Here is a 15,447-nt window from a genome sequence, read left to right as displayed (position 1 = left end):
ATTACTACCCCCTCCTCCCGCCTGCGCGACGGTGTGAGGATGTGCCCATGAGCCGCCGACCGCCACCAGCCGACCCCGGTCGCGGTGCCCACGGGCTGCCGTATGCCGTCCGCCGGGCTCTCGCGCACGTGCGCGCGCTCTCGTCCGGGCCGCCGCTGGACCCGTCGCTGCGCGTGACGCTGAACTTCCACCCCGACCGGCTCGTGCGGGGCGAGCCGATCCTCGCGGCCATGGCGCGGGACGGTCGCTACCGGTCCCAGTTCGAGACCGGCACCGGCAACGGGGGGCTGACCGCGCACCCGGGCGGGGACCGGTGGCGCTGGGAGAGCCGGATCTTCGGGTGCGCCTACGACGACGCGGAGCCGCCGCTGCGGCCGAAGTACGGCGGTCTCGACCTACGGCGGAGCCCCTACGGTGCGGCGCCACGTTTCGGGTCGGCGCACGTGCGGCTCGCGGCCCACGCCCTGGAGCGCACGACGTTCTGCTTTCCCGACAGCGTCTTCGAGCCCGAGCACTTCGGCACCGCAACGGCTTTCGCACTCGCAGAGGTGGCCGAGGCCTCGGGGCACGACCGGCTGGACGACTACGTCGAGGCCCACGTCCACGGCGAGCTCCACCTCGTCGACGACGTCGAGGCCCTGGTGCTCGACCCCGGCTACCGGGGCACCGAGGTCGAGGGCGACGCGCTACGGCTGGGGGTGCCCGTCGAGTGGCACCCTGGCTATCGCCTCGACGTCGCGACGCTGCGGGAGCACCCGGACTACCGCGGGCCCGAGCTCGTCGCCCTGGCCGAGTCCCTCGCCATCGACGGTGTCGTGACCCCGCAGGTCCTCGGCGCAGCCGCTCGCAGCGGACGTCACGACGAGCAGGCGCTCAAACGTGTGTGGCACTACGTCGCCCGTTTCGGGGCCCTCAGCGCCCAGCCCCGCCCCGGTCGGGGTCTTCGGCCAGGACCACCGTCGTGACGACCGTGGTGACGGAGGGCCGCGTAGGGGTCGAGGAGAACCCGAACCGGCACGGTGGGTCGACCGGCGCCAGCGCACCGAGCGGTGCGCCGTCGAAGACCCCGTCCAGCGACGTCACCGAGTGCAGGTCGGTGGCGCCGTAGTACTCCTTCCGGCCGGCCGACGCCGTCCCCCGAGTTCGCACGCCCCGCAGGGCGACTCGCGCCACCGGGTCGACCACGGTCGCCCACGCGGGACTCGACGCGACGCGCGCGGGAACGGTGCGCAGGAGCCGGCCGAGCGGCATACGCGCTCCGACCGTGAGGTCGAGCACCAGCGACGGCGACTCGACGTGCCACCGGTAGCGTCCCGACGACACCGTGACCGGCTCGAGTCGCACCTCGTCGAAGACGTAGGTCGCCTCGATGAAGGCCGCGACCTCGGGCGTCGGCGCGAGGAGCACCCGGTGCCCGTCCGCCGTCTCGACCATGGCGTCGCCGAACGACCCGAGCGGCGTGCGCTCCCACGAGCCCACGACGATCCGGACGCCGGAGGCCGACCCGACGCCGGCGATCTGTCCGTGGAAACGCTGTGCTGGCACGCTCCGAGCGTAGGTGAGCCGCGGCGGCGCGGATCGGCACGGGTCGGTCCGGGTCAGGCCACGCGGTTGACCGTCTTCTCGATGCCGGCGACGACCTTGCTGTAGTCGTCGGTCGGCGACCCGCCGAGCACCGACCCCCACGCGGGGACGAGCTCGGGACCGTAGCGGTGTCCGTAGCCGTCGGGCGGGTCATGCCCCACGGCCATGTCGGTGGTGAGCTGCCAGAAGGTGACGAACGGGATCCACGTCACGTCCGGGTTGACGTCGTGCCCTCGGGGCTCACGCAGCCAGTCGGGCTCGGCACCGAGCAGGGCCGGGTTCCACCACACGACGGGGTCCGACGCGTGCTGGGCGTAGACGAAGCGCGGGAAGTCCCAGGTGCCGTAGTCGCGGCCGTAGTAGTCGTGGGTCAGCTGGTCCCCGCTCGCCGCGAACCGGATGTGCAGGCCGGCGTCGACGACCGGCACGATCTCGGGCGATCCCTCGTTGCGCCGCGCGGTCAGGGACCTCCAGATGTCCGTGAAGCTCGGGGTGCCGACCCACACCCCGCCCTGGGCGCGGGCGATCATGTCGTCGGCGCTCGCGAAGGCGGCCTGCCCGCCGTAGGAGCCGAGCGACTCACCCCCGACGACAAGCTGCGGACGGTGGTCGGCCGGCAGCGTGCGCCACACGGCATACACCTTGTCGAAGAGCGCCTTGCCGGCCTCGCGCGGGGTGTCGCGGTCGGTCATCATCGACATCGCGCTCGGCAGGTAGGAGTACTGCATGGCCGCGATGGCGCTGTCGCCGTCCGTCAGGTACTCGACCGACTGCGCCGACCAGTCGTCGACCCAGCCGGTGCCCGTCGTCGTGAAGACGGCGAGGACGCGTCGGTGGAAGGCGTCGGTGCGCCTGAGCTCGGCGACCACGGCGTCGGCGACGTCGTCGACCGTGCGGTCCGACGTGCGACCGGCGTAGACCCGGATCGGCTCGATGGCGCCGCGGCCGGTCGCGGCCGCGATCTGCGCCGGCGTCGGAGCGCTCGTGACGAACATCTGGCCCTGGTAGCCGAGGCTGTCCCAGGCCTCGAGCGACCCCGGACCGCCCGAGCGCAGCGGCGACGTCGGCGCCGACCGACCGGTCGGGGCCGTGTTGACCTGGGCGGCCACCCCGGCGAACGCCTGCATGCCGCGGTGGAAGAGCACGCTGTCGGTGACCCAGGCCGTCGTCAGCGCCACGACGAGGACGGCGATGACGGTCGCGATCGTCTTGGGCAGCACGTGGCCCGCCGCGAGCGCCAGCTGGTGGGTCGCCCCACGCAGCCCCCGGGCGACCGCGAGGAAGAGGACCGCGATGACGGCCGCGAGCGCGAGCGCCAGCGCCCAGTCGAGGGGATCGAGCGGCTCCAGCCGGACCACGGCCGCGGTGCGCGCCTGGGCTCGCACGTTGGCGACGGTCAGGCCGAGGACGGCCACCGCCCCGAAGACGGGCGCGGCGGCGAGCAGCCAGTGGCGGGCCTCCCCGCTCACCGTCACGTGCAGGTCGATGAGTCGGGCGACCCGGCGCACCACCCAGGCGACGAGGACGCCGAGCGCGTAGCCGGCGACGGCGCACAGCCCGCTGATGAGCCCCTGGTAGTACCACGTGCGGGGCAGCAGGCTCGGCGCCATCGACGTGAGGAAGTAGGCGGCGCCGAAGAACAGGCCGGTGCGCGAGAGGTGCCACCACGGCCGGGCGCTGCCGGGGCGGCTCGGCCGGTCGGACGCGTCGGGCATGGCTCCACAGTAGGTCGGGCGCGTGGGCCCGCGCTTCGGGGCGACCCCCTACGGGAGGTCCCTGACCCGACCGGCACGACCGGCACGACCGGCCCGACCGGCCCCACCGCCCCCACCGGCCCGACGGGGCAGGATGGGGCCATGGCACCCCCCGACGCACGGATCACGACCTTCAGCCGCGACGGGCTGCGCTTCGACGTGACCGACGAGGGGCCGCTGGACGGCGACGTCGTCGTGCTGCTCCACGGCTTCCCGACGGACCGGACGAGCTGGGACCGTGTCGCCGCCCGTCTAAACGAGGCGGGGCTGCGCACGCTCGCCCCCGACCAGCGCGGCTACTCCCCCGGCGCCCGGCCGACCGACGAGGACGCCTACCGCCTCGACGAGCTCGTCGCCGACGTCCTCGCCCTCGTCGACACGTCCGGGCGCGAGCGGGTCCACCTCGTCGGCCACGACTGGGGCGGCGCCCTCGCCTGGCTCGTCGCGGCCAACCACCCGTCGCGCGTCACGACCCTGACCGTCCTGTCGACCCCGCACCCCGCGGCCATGTCGCGCGCCTGGCGCACCGGCATCGACCAGAAGCGCCGCTCCTGGTACATGGCCGCCTTCCAGGTGCCGTGGCTGCCCGAGCACGCCCTGGCGGCGGGGTTCCACTCGCTCATGGCGCGCTCCGGCCTGCCCGTCGAGGACCGGACGAGGTATGCCGCACGCCTCGCCCGCGCGGACGCGCTCACCGGGCCGGTCAACTGGTACCGGGCGGCCCGGCACTCCGGGGTCGGGGCGCACCGGGTCGAGGTGCCCACGACCTACGTGTGGGGCTCGCGCGACCCGTTCCTCGGCCGCACCGCCGCCGAGCTGACCCGCGAGCACGTGGGCGCCGACTACGAGCTCGTCGAGCTCGACGCGGGGCACTGGCTGCCCGAGACCCGCGACGCGGAGTCAGCGGCGGCGATCCTGCACCGGGTCGCACGAGCCGGCTGAACGGCATACGCCCTCTCACCCGGAGGGTGACGAGCGCCTCGCTCGATGCGGGGAACACCCGCAGTCCCGGGTAGGTTTCACGACCGTGAAGATCGACATCTGGTCCGACATCGTGTGCCCGTTCTGCTACCTCGGCAAGCGTCGTCTCGAGGCTGCCCTCGCGCAGTTCGGGCACGCCGACGAGATCGAGGTGCAGTGGCACAGCTTCGAGCTGGACCGCGGTGCCTCGGCCGTGTCGGACCGCCCGCTCGTCGACCTCGTCGCGGCCAAGTACGGCACGACGCGCGAGCAGGCCGTCGCGCAGCACCGGTCGATGGCCGCGGCCGCGGACGAGCTGGGGCTCACGTTCAACTGGGAGCAGGCCCGCTACGGCAACACGTTCGACGCGCACCGCGTCGTGCACCTCGCTGCCGAGCAGGGCCTCGCCGACGCCGCCCACGAGCGGCTCATGCAGGCCTACTTCACCGACGGGCTCGCGGTCGGCGACCGCGACGTGCTCGTCCGGCTCGCCGGCGAGATCGGCCTCGACGAGGGCACCGTGCGCGAGATGCTCGAGTCCGACGACTACGGCAACCACGTCCGCAGCGACGAGGCGACGGCCAAGATGCTCGGCATCGAGTCGGTGCCCTTCTTCGTGCTCGACCGCAAGTACGGCGTCTCCGGGGCGCAGCCGGTCGAGGTCTTCACCCAGGCGCTCGAGACGGCGTGGGAGCACCGGCACGAGGTGCTCGAGCCGGTCGCCGCCGGCGGCTGCGGGGGTGGCTGCGGGGCCGGTGGCTGCGGAGGGGCCTGCGGCGCCTGACGCGCGCCTACGGTGGGGACATGGCCCACCCGCTGATGTTCGACCCCGGCGACGCCTACCTGCGGAGGGTCCGCGAGATCTGCCTCGCCCTGCCCGGCGCCGACGAGAAGGTCTCGCACGGGCGGCCGACGTTCTTCACGACGAAGGTCTTCGCCACCTACGGCGGCACCGTCAAGGGTGACCACGACCCGGAGCCCTACCGCCACTCCCTGCTCGTGCTCACCGACGCCGCCGAACGGCCCGCGCTGCTCGGTGACGACCGGTTCTACGACCCGGCCTACCTCGGGCCTGCCGGGTGGGTGGGTCTGGACCTGCGCGCCTGCGGCCCCCCGGAGGGGCTCGACTGGCAGGAGGTCGCCGAGCTCGTCGACGCGTCGTACCGCCTCACCGCCCCGCGCAGGCTCGTGCTCGAGCTCGACGCCGGGTGACCCGACACCCCGGCGCCGGGTCGTCGACGCGCGGACGCGCCATCGGCCCCACCCGGGCGCGGGGCGCGTAAGGTACCGCTCGCTGGGTCGACGAAAGGCGCACATGGGACGGCACACCGATCCCGCGATCATCGGGTCCCGACGGGCCGCGGTCGTGACGCTCGTGCTGTCGGCCCTGCTCGTGATCGGCGGCTTCGCCATCCTCGACGCCGCCCGCGACCTGCGCCTCGTGCCGCCGCCCTCGCCGACGGGCTCGACCCCCGTGGCGCCGACGGGTCGGGTGGACGGCGTCCAGGAGCCCGGCCCGGTCGGGACGCCGGGCGGGTCGACCAGCCCGTCCACCGCCGCTTCGACGGCCGCGTCCGGCACCGCGTCGTCGCCCAGCCCCTCGCTCACCACCCGGCCGCCGGCCCCGCTGCGGACGGCCACGACGTCCGCCCCGCCACCGGCGGAGGCGGCCGGGCAGGTCGTCGACCTCGTCAACGCCGCGCGGTCGCGCGCGGGCTGCGCGCCGGTGTCCGTGAACCCGGCGCTCCGGAGCGCGGCCCAGGGGCACAGCGACGACATGGCCGCGCGTGACTACTTCTCCCACACGAGCCCCGACGGCTCGACCTTCGCGGGGCGCATCAGGTCTGCGGGCTACCTCGGCGGGGCGATCGCCGAGAACATCGCGGCCGGCCAGCCGAGCGCGGAGTCCGTCATGAACGCATGGATGGCCAGCCCCGGGCACCGGGCCAACATCCTCAACTGCGCCTATCGCGACATCGGTGTCGGCCATGCGAGCGGCGGGACCTACGGCTCGTACTGGACCCAGACGTTCGGCGGCTGAGCCGGCCGTAGGTTGGTGACCATGGACCAAGCGGCAGCGGTGCACTCCCAGGGCCGTCACGTCGTCCGCCTCGACTGGGGACCGACCGCGGCGCGGGCCCTGACGTCGTATGCCGTCGCCGCCGGTTCCCCGGTGTGTGCAGTCGTCGTCGACGTCCTCAGCTTCACGACGTGCGTCTCGGTCGCCGTCGACGCCGGTATCAGGGTCCACCCCTACCGGTGGGGGGACGAGTCGGCGCGGGCCTTCGCCGACGAGCGCGGCGCCCTGCTCGCGCGCCCCCGCTCGGCGACGCGGACGGACGGCGGGGTCAGCCTGTCGCCGACCTCGATCCGTCGGGCGGCCGCGGCCGGTGGGCTCGACGACCTCGTGCTGCCCTCCCCCAACGGCTCCACGATCAGCGCCCTCCTCGCCGACGCCGGTGCGGAGGTCCTGGCGGCGTCGCTGCGCAACCGGACGGCGGTCGCGGCCCGGATCGTCGACTGGCTCGAGGCGCAGGCCGGCTCACGGACGCAGCCCGCCGTCGTCGTGGTCCCGGCCGGTGAGCGCTGGCCCGACGGGTCGCTGCGCCCGGCGGTCGAGGACCTCTGGGGGGCCGGCTCCGTCGTCGCGGCCCTGGCCCAGAGGCTCGAGCACCGCGGTGGACCGCTGCTGCTGAGCCCGGAGGCCGAGGCGGCCGGCGCCGCCTGGCTCGCGGTGGAGGACCGGGTCGACGAGGCGCTGCGGGCCTGCGCGAGCGGGCGCGAGCTCGTGGAGCGGGGGTGGCCCGACGACGTGTCGATCGCGGCGGAGCTGGACGCGTCGCGGGTGGTGCCGGTGCTGACGGACGGCGCCTACAGCGCGCGAGACTGAGGGTCACCGACCGCGCGGGCGGAGCGGGCCGTTCCCGCCACCTGCACGGCGCCCACGATGTCCGGCAGTCCGGTCGGGTGGGCCAGGTCCAGCGCCGAGAGGTGACCGGGCGCGAACCAGCGAAGGTCGTCGTGCTCCTCGACGGCGACGTTGACGGGATCCCCCTCCCAGCGCGTGACGACGAACGCGTGGACGTCGAGCGTCGGGTCGCTGGTCGTCAGGTCGAAGGGCACCGGGTCGAGCACGCGGACACCGAGCTCCTCGAGACACTCCCGCTCGACGGCCTGCTGGGGCGACTCGCCGGCGTCGACGTGACCGCCGACGAGGTCCCAGCAGTCGGGATACCACCGGCGTGACGGGTGGCGGTGGACGAGGAGCACGTGACCGTCGCGCACCAGGGCCGCGACGGCGATGGGGATGCGGTCGACCATGCCCGCACCCTAGAGGTGCCAGCGGACGGCGCGTCGCGGCCTCTCCCACCGGGCTCCCGGTTCGGTTGCGCCGGTCGAACTCCGGGACGACCCAGAAGACGCGGCGGACGAGGGCAGGGGTCGACTCGGTCGCACCGGGCACCTCATCGGGTGGCGGCCGTCCGGCAACCCCGGGCAGTGGCCCCGGCGGCTACTGTCCCAGCGCCGCCCAGAAGGCCGACGCCGCCCGTGAGGGACGGCCCGTGCGGCGCTCGGACCAGTCGGCCGAGGTCATCAGGGCCGTGACGGCGTTGACCCCCAGCCAGCGCAGCGGCTCCGGTTCCCAGTCCCGGGACGTGCGTCCCGCCCAGGGCAGCGAGGCGAGGTCGTCGGGGTCGTCGTCGCGGATCATCGCCGCGAGGGTGCGGCCCGCGAGCGCGGAGGTGGCGACCCCGTCGCCGACGTAGCCGCCGGCGAAGGCCAGGCCGGTGTGCCGGTCGTGCCGCACCGAGGGGAACCAGTCGCGCGGGACGCCGAGGTTGCCACCCCAGGCGTGGGTGAAGGTGACCCCGTCGAGGACGGGGAAGAGCTCGACGAGGATCCGGCGCAGCGCGGCGTGGACGCGCTCGTCACGGTCGTAGAGCGGTGACACCTTCGAGGCGTAGTGGTAGGGAGCGCCTCTGCCTCCGAAGGCGATCCGTCCGTCGCGGGTGCGCTGGCCGTAGATCGTCAGGTGCCGGTTGTCGGCGAACGTCGTGCGCTTGTCGAGGCCGATCTGCGCCCACAGGTGCTCCGGGAGCGGCTCGGTCGCCGTCATGAGCGAGTAGATGGGCGCGATGGCCCGGCGGCGCCCGGCGACGGTGGGCGTGTAGCCCTCGGTGGCGAGCACGACGTGGTCGGCGCGCACGGTGCCGTGCGGCGTGACCACGCGATGGCTGCGCACGTCGGCGGCCATGGTCCGCTCGTGGATGACGACCCCCCGCCGCTCGACGGCGTCCGCGAGCCCGCGCACGAGCCGGGCCGGGTGGATCGCCGCGCAGTGCGGCGTGAAGGAGCCACCGAGCGCGTCGCTGACACCGGCGAACGCGGTGACCTCGTGGGCGTCGAGCAGGCGGTGGTCCGCCTCGCCGAAGCCCCACTCCCGGTGCTCGGCGACCTCCTCGCGCACCCGCTCGAGCTGTGCGGGGTTGCGCGCGACGGAGAGGTAGCCGCCCTGGTCGAAGTGGCAGTCGATGCCCTCCGCGGTCGCGATCCGGCCGACGTCGGCGACCGTGTCGTGGAGGAGGTGCTGCATCCGCACCGCTGCGTCGCGCCCGCGCTCGGCCGCCATCCGCCGGAGCGAGGCGGGGAAGAGCGCCGAGCACCAGCCGCCGTTGCGGCCCGAGGCGCCGTAGCCGGCCACCTCCTTCTCGATGACGGCCACGCGGATCGACGGGTCGGCCGTGACGAGGTGGTATGCCGTCCACAGCCCCGTGTACCCGGCCCCCACGATCGCGACGTCGACCTCGAGATCACGGTCGAGGGAGGGGCGTGGCTCGATGTCGTCGATCGTGTCGTGCCACAGGCTGAGGCCGCGGTAACCGGTGGAGGGCATGGCCGGGATCATGCCACCTCCCGGGCCGTCGAAACGGACACCGAACCTGTGCTTTTTCGTTTGAATCAGAGTCCAACACCTTCGGAATCCGTGGTCCGACGCCTCTCGGACCATGCCTTCCGCCGTCGACCGCGGCACGGCATGATGCGGGCATGAGCACCCTCGACCGCGCCCGCCTCGCCGACCTGCACGCCCGGGAGCGCGCCGCCTTCTCCGACGCCCGCCCGAGGTCGCGGGCCCTGGCCGAGCAGGCCGCCGCGCACATGCCCGGCGGGGTGCCGATGAGCTGGATGGTCAAGTGGCCGGGCGCCTTCCCGGTCTTCGTCGAGCACGCCGAGGGCGCTCACTTCACGTGCGTCGACGGCATCGACCACGTCGACCTCTGCCTCGGTGACACCGGCGCCATGATGGGCCACTCGCCCGCGCCCACCGTCGACGCGGTGACCCGCCAGCTCTCGCGCGGGATCACGACCATGCTGCCGACCGAGGACGCCATCGCCGTCTCACGCGGTCTGGCCGAGCGCTTCGGGCTCCCCTTCTGGCAGTTCACGCTGACCGCCACCGACGCCAACCGGCACGCGATCCGCTACGCCCGCCACCTGACCGGCCGCACCAAGGTCGTCGTGCACAACTGGTGCTACCACGGCTCGGTCGACGAGGCCTTCGCCACGCTGGGTCCCGACGGCACGACGGTCGACCGGCGCAGCAACATCGGCGCCCCGGTCGACACCGCTGAGACGACGCGCGTCGTGGAGTTCAACGACCTCGATGCGCTCGAGCGCGCCCTCGCCCACGGTGACGTCGCCGCGATCCTCGTCGAGCCGGCCCTGACCAACATCGGCATCGTGCTGCCCGACCCCGGCTACAACGAGGGTGTGCGCGAGCTCGCCACCCGCTACGGCGCGCTGCTCGTCAACGACGAGACGCACACCATCTGCGCCGGCCCCGGCGGCTACACCGCCGCGCACGGCCTGGAGCCCGACATGCTCGTCATCGGCAAGTCGATCGGCGGCGGAATCCCTTGCGGCACCTTCGGGTTCAGCCAGGAGATCGCAGACCGCATCGCCCGCTCCATCGAGCTGGAGGACATCGACGTGGGCGGTATCGGCGGCACGCTCGCCGGCAACGGCCTGTCCATGGCGGCGATGAAAGCCACCCTCGAGCAGGTCATGACGGCCGACGCCTTCGAGCACATGGTGCCCCTCGCCGACGCGTGGGCCGACGGCGTGCAGGCCGGCATCGACGCGGTCGGAGCCGACTGGCACGTGACGCGCCTCGGTGCGCGGGCGGAGTACAACTTCTCCGGCCGACCGTCGCACGACGGCCAGGAGGCCCACGACGCCGACGACTTCGAGCTGCAGCAGTACCTCCACCTCTACGCCCTCAACCGCGGCATCCTCCTGACGCCGTTCCACAACATGGCGCTGATGAGCCCGGCCACGACGGCCGCGGACGTCGAGGCGCACACGACGATGTTCGGCGAGTGCCTGCGCGAGCTCTTCGCGACCGGGTGACCACGCCTGCCGCAGCGCTGCGCGTGGCGCCTCAGGCGGGAGGGTAGGCGGCGACGAAGAGCTCGGTCACCCGACCGTAGGACCGGGTGTAGGCCCCGTCGGCCCACGCGGCCTCCGGTTCGTTGGCCAGGTGCTGGCTCACGACGCCGAAGTGGAGGCTGGCGAGCACGACGAGACCGTCGGCGGAGTCGGCACCGGGGGCGAGCTGCCCCCGGGACACGGCCGTGCCGAGGTGCTCGCGCAGCTCGGCCACGAGCTCGTCGGCGGGCGCCATGGCGGCGGCGCTCGGGCGGAAGCCGGGCACCGGGCGCCAGAAGAGCAGCTGGGCCTCGACCGGGTGGGTGACGGCCCACTGCGCCGTCGCGGTCATGCCCGCCACGACGGCCTCGAGCCCCGCCGGCCGGCCCTCGAGCCCGGCCCGCCACGCCGCGAGGTTGGCCCGCTGCCCGCGGGCGAACACCGCGTCGTGGACGGCGAGCACGGAGGGGAACCACTTGTAGAGCGAGGGCGGCTGGATGGAGAGGGCGCGGGCCAGCCGGGTCATGGTCAGTCCGGCGACGCCGACGTCGGCCATGATCTCGACCGCCCGGTCGAGGATCGCCTCGAGGGTGCTCTCCCGCCGAGGGGTGCGTCGCGGAGACCTGCTGCCGGCCGTCGTCACGGAGCCCACGATAATCACGCCGACCCTTGAAAGGCTAAGGCTACGAGGCGTAGCCTTTTGGGAGACGAGCGCGGAGGGGGCTCGCAGCGACGAAGGGTGGCACCCATGAAGGTCCTCGCGATTTCGAGCAACATCGGTGACACGAGCGCGCTGCTCGCCGACGAGGCCGCCGAGGTGGACGACCTGGTGCGGCGGGGCATCGCCCTGCAGGTCCTCGTCAAGGCCGACTGGTCCGGGGCGGCGCTGCTCCTCGAGGTCCCCGACCTCGAGACCGCGCGCGCGACGGTCGTGGCCCTGCCCATCGCGGCGCACGGCCTGACCCGGTTCGAGCTGACGCCGGTCGTCGAGGTCCCGACCCCGGGGTCAGGCGACGCGGGACGGGCGGCCGAACCGCGTGGCCACGCCGGGTGACCAGAGGGCACGCAACCGCGGGCCGGCGGGGATGACACCGCTCGCCCCGAGGAGGTCGTCGGCCAGCTCGACGACGTCGGCGGCATACAACGGCCACGGCGCGTGCTCGTTGGGGACCCAGAGCGTGCGCCCGGCCACGCGGGTGTGGGCGCCCCAGCGAGCCGTCAGCCAGGTCTCGAGCGGCGTCGGCTCGATCGGATCGCCGACCCGCACGGTGAGCAGGCTGCGCAGGCCGCGCTCCGGCGCCCGACGCCGGCTCGCGTAGGTGACGAGGTCGCCGTCGCGGCTCAGCCGCATCCGCGCCCACGTGTAGGGGATGCCGAGGCCCACCCGCGCGCCCGCCACGACGAGGGCGCGCTCCGTCTCGAGCGAGCGGAAGAGCACGCCGTGGCGGCCGGCGTCGTCGACGGAGTAGAGGCGGATGTTCGTCTCGAGGAAGCTGCCCACCCACGGCAGGCGGGGCGAGGGCGCCCGACCGAGCCGGATGCCGTCCATGACGAAGGGGACGAGCGCGACGTAGGTCAGGCCGTCCGCGAAGACGTCCGGGCCGGTGCCCGCGGGGAAGAGGTGGCGCACCGAGTCGGGCTCGACCGGCCAGTGGACGAAGGTCAGGTCCCGCCACACCTGGTCGAAGACGACCGGCGGTCGCAACGGTGGCGGCGTCACCGGGTAGGCGCGCAGCGCTTCGCTGGCATCCACGGACCGGTCCACCGGTCCATCGTCACACGTTGTCACGGACCAACCTTCGACACGCCCCGCCGCCGCTAGCGTGGTGCCAGCAGCCGCCGAGCCGAGGAGCACCGACCATGACCGTGCAGGCCCCCGGGGACGGTGCGCTCCGCCGCCGCACCACCAAGCTGGGCATCGTCGGGGCGGGCGCCGTCGGCGCCACGCTGGCGTATGCCGCGTTGATGCGTGGCGTCGCCCAGAACGTCGCGCTCTTCGACGTCAACGCCGCCAAGGTGCACGCCGAGGCGCTCGACCTCAGCCACGGCATCCAGTTCGTGCCGATGGCCCACGTCGAGGGCTCGGACGACGTCGAGGTCCTCGCCGACTCCGACGTCGTCGTCTTCACCGCCGGCGCCAAGCAGAAGCCCGGCCAGTCGAGGCTCGACCTGGCGGAGTCGACGATCGGGATCATGCGCGCGATCCTGCCGCGCCTCGTCGAGGTCGCGCCGGACGCGGTGCACGTCATGGTCACCAACCCGGTCGACGTCGTCACCCATGCTGCGCTCCAGGTGTCGGGGCTGCCGCCCGCCCGGCTCTTCGGCTCGGGCACGGTGCTCGACTCGTCGCGCCTGCGCTTCCTGCTCGCCGAGCACACCGGCGTCGCCGCGCAGAGCGTGCACGCCTACGTCATCGGCGAGCACGGCGACTCGGAGCTGCCGCTGTGGTCGTCGGCCTCGATCGGCTCGGTTCCCGTGCTCCGCTGGCGCACCTCCGACGGCCGCCTCGCGCTCGACGAGGAGGCCCGCACCCGCATCGCGACCGACGTCGTGCAGTCGGCCTACCGCGTCATCGAGGGCAAGGGCGCCACGAACTACGCGATCGGTCTCGCCGCGACCCGCATCATCGAGGCCGTGCTCTACGACGAGCGACGGATCCTCCCGGTGTCCTCGCTGCTCGAGGACTACTACGGCATCAGCGACGTCTGCCTGTCGGTGCCGGCGATCCTGCACGCGGGCGGCGTCGGCGACCGCGTCGAGGTGCCGATGACCGACGCGGAGCTGGCAGGGCTCCGGGCCTCCGCCGAGGCCGTGCGCCGGACGGCCAGGCGCTTCGGGTTCTGACCCGCCCTCGGCCCTACCCGTGGAGGGTGACGCCGGGCCGGGACGAGCCGGAGCATGATGGGGCCGTGAGCCCGTCCGCCGCCTTCGACGCCGACCCCCTGGCGAGCGCTGCCCCCGAGCAGCCCGGCCCCGAACCGGCGCGCGGCCCGGCCGGCGGCCCGGTCGGCGGCCCGGTCGGCGGCCCGGTTGGCGGCCCGGCCGGCATCCCAGCCGGTGGCACGGCCGGCGTCCCGGTCGCGCGCACGACGTACCACCACGGCGACCTTCGCCGGGCGCTGCTCGAGGCCGGCACCGACCTCGCCCGCGAGGGCGGTCCCGACAAGGTCGTGCTGCGCGAGGCGACCCGTCGCGTGGGGGTGTCGGCCAACGCGGCCTACCGCCACTTCGCCGACCGTGACGCCCTCCTCGGTGAGGTCGTCTCGCGGGCGCAGGCCCGCGCCGCGGACGTCATCAGCGCGACGATGGACGCCGTGCCCGACGGCCTCGACGAGGCACCGCGGGCCCGGGCGCGCTTCCGGGCCGTCGGGGTCGGCTACCTCCGCTTCGCCATGGACGAGCCGGGGCTGTTCCGCACGGCCTTCGCCGTGCCGGTCGACCTCAGCCGGGCGGCGTCGTCCGATGCCGCCGGCGGGTCGGGGCGCACCCCCTTCCAGCTGCTCTCGGAGTCCCTCGACGCGATGGTCGAGGCCGGCGCCATGTCCGACGACGAGCGGCCCGGCGCCGAGCTGCTCGCCTGGTCGGCCGTGCACGGCATGGCGATGCTCGCCCTCGAGGGCCCGCTGCGCGACCTGCCCCGCGGAGCCGTCGACGAGCTCGCCCCGCGCCTCGTCCGGATGGTCGACCTGGGCCTCGGCCTGTCGGACGGGTCCGGCGTCGGGCCCCTCACCTGACGACCGGGACGCGCACCTAGGGTGAGCGCGTGACCAGCGAGACCCGTGACAGCGCCGCCTTCGAGCTCGACCGCGAGACGCCGGCCTTCTACCGCCGGCTCGGCCCCGGCCGCTACGCCCCGACCGTCCACGTCCAGGGCGCCTGGCGGGACGACGAGCAGCACATGGCCCCGGTCAGCGGCATCCTCGCCCACGAGATCGACCTGCACGAGCCGCGCGAGGGCATGCAGCTCGCCCGCATCTCCTTCGACATCCTCGGCATGATCCCCGCGCGGCCGAGCCGCGTCGAGGTGCGCACGACCCGCCCCGGTCGCACCATCGAGCTCGTCGAGGCCACGATGCTCGTCGACGACCGGGCCGTCGTGCGCGCGCACGCGTGGCGGCTCGCGGCGCACGACTCCGAGCCGGTGGCCGGCGTGGAGCTCGAGCCGATCCCGACGCCCGACGCCATGGCGCCGTGGACCGGCTCGGACACGTGGGAGGGCGGCTACATCGAGGGCCTCGAGTTCCGCGTCGACGCGGAGCGCCGCCCGGGGCGCACCCGTGCCTGGATCCGCGCGCTCAACCCGCTCGTCGACGGCGAGACGTGCTCTCCGACAGCCGATCTCGTGCGTCTGGCAGACACGGCGAACGGCATCGCCGTGCGCGTCTCCCCCCGCGAGTGGATGTTCCCCAACGTCGACCTCAGCGTGCACCTCTTCCGGGAGCCGGCGCGTGGCTGGGTCGGGTTCGACACGCGCGTCACGATGGGTCCGACGGGCCTCGGGCTCACCTCGACGACGCTCCACGACGAGCTCGGACCCGTCGGCCGGGCCGAGCAGATCCTCACCGTCCGCCCCCTGCCGCGAGCCTGACCCACAGCCCCCGGCCCCGTCGATGGCAACCCGCCTCGGCGGCGAACAACCTTTCCGCGGGCCGGCGCGTCGAGAGGGTGATGGCAAACCGCGCCAAACCGGGCGCCGACTGCCACAATGAGGGGCGCGACCGCG

The 15,447-nt window shown here is 74.1% G+C and carries 17 protein-coding genes; 11 read left to right on the top strand and 6 right to left on the bottom strand.

Annotation, left to right across the window (positions count from 1 at the left end; genetic code table 11):
• Nucleotides 1-47 precede the first annotated feature (47 nt).
• Nucleotides 48-965 (top strand): DUF3626 domain-containing protein, encoded by a 918-nt coding sequence (locus TAE01_RS09785; protein ID WP_147065896.1) that lies wholly within the window; start codon nt 48-50, stop codon nt 963-965.
• On the opposite strand, the gene TAE01_RS09780 is transcribed toward TAE01_RS09785, so the two are convergent.
• Entirely contained in the window at nt 913-1,545 is a 633-nt protein-coding gene (locus tag TAE01_RS09780; protein ID WP_147065895.1) for a hypothetical protein, read from the bottom strand. The genes TAE01_RS09785 and TAE01_RS09780 overlap by 53 nt on opposite strands.
• 53 nt (nt 1,546-1,598) lie before the next feature.
• Nucleotides 1,599-3,299 carry an alpha/beta hydrolase gene (locus TAE01_RS09775; RefSeq protein WP_147065893.1) on the bottom strand — a complete coding sequence of 567 codons (1,701 nt, stop codon included), beginning with the start codon at nt 3,297-3,299 and terminating at the stop codon, nt 1,599-1,601.
• Between the two features lie 141 nt (nt 3,300-3,440).
• Here TAE01_RS09775 and TAE01_RS09765 point away from each other — a divergent pair, with 141 nt between their 5' ends.
• From TAE01_RS09765 to TAE01_RS09745, 5 genes are all read left to right on the top strand, one after another.
• On the top strand, nt 3,441-4,280 hold the full coding sequence (locus TAE01_RS09765; protein ID WP_147065890.1) for an alpha/beta fold hydrolase: 840 nt from the start codon (nt 3,441-3,443) through the stop codon (nt 4,278-4,280).
• An 85-nt stretch (nt 4,281-4,365) separates the two neighbouring features.
• Nucleotides 4,366-5,082 carry a DsbA family oxidoreductase gene (locus TAE01_RS09760; protein WP_147065888.1) on the top strand — a complete coding sequence of 239 codons (717 nt, stop codon included), beginning with the start codon at nt 4,366-4,368 and terminating at the stop codon, nt 5,080-5,082.
• 20 nt (nt 5,083-5,102) lie between these two features.
• The gene (locus tag TAE01_RS09755) at nt 5,103-5,510 is read left to right on the top strand and encodes an MmcQ/YjbR family DNA-binding protein (protein ID WP_147065886.1); all 408 of its coding nucleotides are present in this window, start codon (nt 5,103-5,105) and stop codon (nt 5,508-5,510) included.
• A gap of 103 nt (nt 5,511-5,613) precedes the next feature.
• Nucleotides 5,614-6,339 (top strand): CAP domain-containing protein, encoded by a 726-nt coding sequence (locus TAE01_RS09750; RefSeq protein WP_147065884.1) that lies wholly within the window; start codon nt 5,614-5,616, stop codon nt 6,337-6,339.
• A 21-nt stretch (nt 6,340-6,360) separates the two neighbouring features.
• Nucleotides 6,361-7,188: a 2-phosphosulfolactate phosphatase gene (locus TAE01_RS09745; RefSeq protein ID WP_147065882.1), complete on the top strand. Its 828-nt coding sequence runs from the start codon at nt 6,361-6,363 to the stop codon at nt 7,186-7,188.
• Here the strand turns inward: TAE01_RS09745 and TAE01_RS09740 are convergent.
• Complete coding sequence (locus TAE01_RS09740; protein WP_147065880.1) at nt 7,170-7,619, bottom strand: NUDIX hydrolase; 450 nt, start codon at nt 7,617-7,619, stop codon at nt 7,170-7,172. The genes TAE01_RS09745 and TAE01_RS09740 overlap by 19 nt on opposite strands.
• 190 nt (nt 7,620-7,809) lie before the next feature.
• Nucleotides 7,810-9,192, bottom strand: coding sequence for an NAD(P)/FAD-dependent oxidoreductase (locus TAE01_RS09735; RefSeq protein ID WP_246111249.1), 1,383 nt, complete (start codon nt 9,190-9,192; stop codon nt 7,810-7,812).
• Between the two features lie 152 nt (nt 9,193-9,344).
• On the opposite strand from TAE01_RS09735, the gene TAE01_RS09730 reads away from it, so the two are divergent.
• Nucleotides 9,345-10,706 (top strand): aspartate aminotransferase family protein, encoded by a 1,362-nt coding sequence (locus TAE01_RS09730; RefSeq protein ID WP_147065874.1) that lies wholly within the window; start codon nt 9,345-9,347, stop codon nt 10,704-10,706.
• 31 nt (nt 10,707-10,737) lie between these two features.
• Here the strand turns inward: TAE01_RS09730 and TAE01_RS09725 are convergent, their stop codons facing one another.
• The gene (locus tag TAE01_RS09725) at nt 10,738-11,367 is read right to left on the bottom strand and encodes a TetR/AcrR family transcriptional regulator (RefSeq protein ID WP_147065872.1); all 630 of its coding nucleotides are present in this window, start codon (nt 11,365-11,367) and stop codon (nt 10,738-10,740) included.
• Between the two features lie 105 nt (nt 11,368-11,472).
• Here TAE01_RS09725 and TAE01_RS09720 point away from each other — a divergent pair, with 105 nt between their 5' ends.
• On the top strand, nt 11,473-11,778 hold the full coding sequence (locus TAE01_RS09720) for a hypothetical protein (protein WP_147065870.1): 306 nt from the start codon (nt 11,473-11,475) through the stop codon (nt 11,776-11,778).
• On the opposite strand, the gene TAE01_RS09715 is transcribed toward TAE01_RS09720, so the two are convergent.
• A complete protein-coding gene (locus TAE01_RS09715) occupies nt 11,731-12,477 on the bottom strand; it encodes a YqjF family protein (RefSeq protein ID WP_246111248.1) in 747 nt (248 codons plus the stop codon). The genes TAE01_RS09720 and TAE01_RS09715 overlap by 48 nt on opposite strands.
• Nucleotides 12,478-12,584: 107 nt before the next feature.
• Here TAE01_RS09715 and TAE01_RS09710 point away from each other — a divergent pair, with 107 nt between their 5' ends.
• The 3 genes from TAE01_RS09710 (at nt 12,585) to TAE01_RS09700 (ending at nt 15,312) form a co-directional block, all read left to right on the top strand.
• A complete protein-coding gene (locus TAE01_RS09710; protein WP_147065865.1) occupies nt 12,585-13,568 on the top strand; it encodes an L-lactate dehydrogenase in 984 nt (327 codons plus the stop codon).
• 65 nt (nt 13,569-13,633) lie between these two features.
• Nucleotides 13,634-14,458, top strand: coding sequence for a TetR/AcrR family transcriptional regulator (locus TAE01_RS09705; RefSeq protein ID WP_246111247.1), 825 nt, complete (start codon nt 13,634-13,636; stop codon nt 14,456-14,458).
• 29 nt (nt 14,459-14,487) lie between these two features.
• Nucleotides 14,488-15,312 (top strand): thioesterase family protein, encoded by an 825-nt coding sequence (locus tag TAE01_RS09700; protein WP_147065863.1) that lies wholly within the window; start codon nt 14,488-14,490, stop codon nt 15,310-15,312.
• The last annotated feature ends 135 nt before the right edge of the window (nt 15,313-15,447 follow it).

The sequence above is a fragment of the Terrabacter aerolatus genome, from assembly GCF_007991735.1.
Taxonomy (GTDB): domain Bacteria; phylum Actinomycetota; class Actinomycetes; order Actinomycetales; family Dermatophilaceae; genus Terrabacter; species Terrabacter aerolatus.
Note: the sequence above shows the minus strand (reverse complement) of the source record. Positions and strands in the feature narration are given on the sequence as shown.

Bases quoted from the DNA above. Each gene is read 5' to 3' on its own strand.
- TAE01_RS09785 (WP_147065896.1), top strand. From the start codon at position 48: ATGAGCCGCCGACCGCCACCAGCCGACCCCGGTCGCGGTGCCCACGGG.
- TAE01_RS09775 (WP_147065893.1), bottom strand. From the start codon at position 3,299: ATGCCCGACGCGTCCGACCGGCCGAGCCGCCCCGGCAGCGCCCGGCCG.
- TAE01_RS09765 (WP_147065890.1), top strand. From the start codon at position 3,441: ATGGCACCCCCCGACGCACGGATCACGACCTTCAGCCGCGACGGGCTG.
- TAE01_RS09755 (WP_147065886.1), top strand. From the start codon at position 5,103: ATGGCCCACCCGCTGATGTTCGACCCCGGCGACGCCTACCTGCGGAGG.
- TAE01_RS09750 (WP_147065884.1), top strand. From the start codon at position 5,614: ATGGGACGGCACACCGATCCCGCGATCATCGGGTCCCGACGGGCCGCG.
- TAE01_RS09745 (WP_147065882.1), top strand. From the start codon at position 6,361: ATGGACCAAGCGGCAGCGGTGCACTCCCAGGGCCGTCACGTCGTCCGC.
- TAE01_RS09740 (WP_147065880.1), bottom strand. From the start codon at position 7,619: ATGGTCGACCGCATCCCCATCGCCGTCGCGGCCCTGGTGCGCGACGGT.
- TAE01_RS09735 (WP_246111249.1), bottom strand. From the start codon at position 9,192: ATGCCCTCCACCGGTTACCGCGGCCTCAGCCTGTGGCACGACACGATC.
- TAE01_RS09730 (WP_147065874.1), top strand. From the start codon at position 9,345: ATGAGCACCCTCGACCGCGCCCGCCTCGCCGACCTGCACGCCCGGGAG.
- TAE01_RS09720 (WP_147065870.1), top strand. From the start codon at position 11,473: ATGAAGGTCCTCGCGATTTCGAGCAACATCGGTGACACGAGCGCGCTG.
- TAE01_RS09710 (WP_147065865.1), top strand. From the start codon at position 12,585: ATGACCGTGCAGGCCCCCGGGGACGGTGCGCTCCGCCGCCGCACCACC.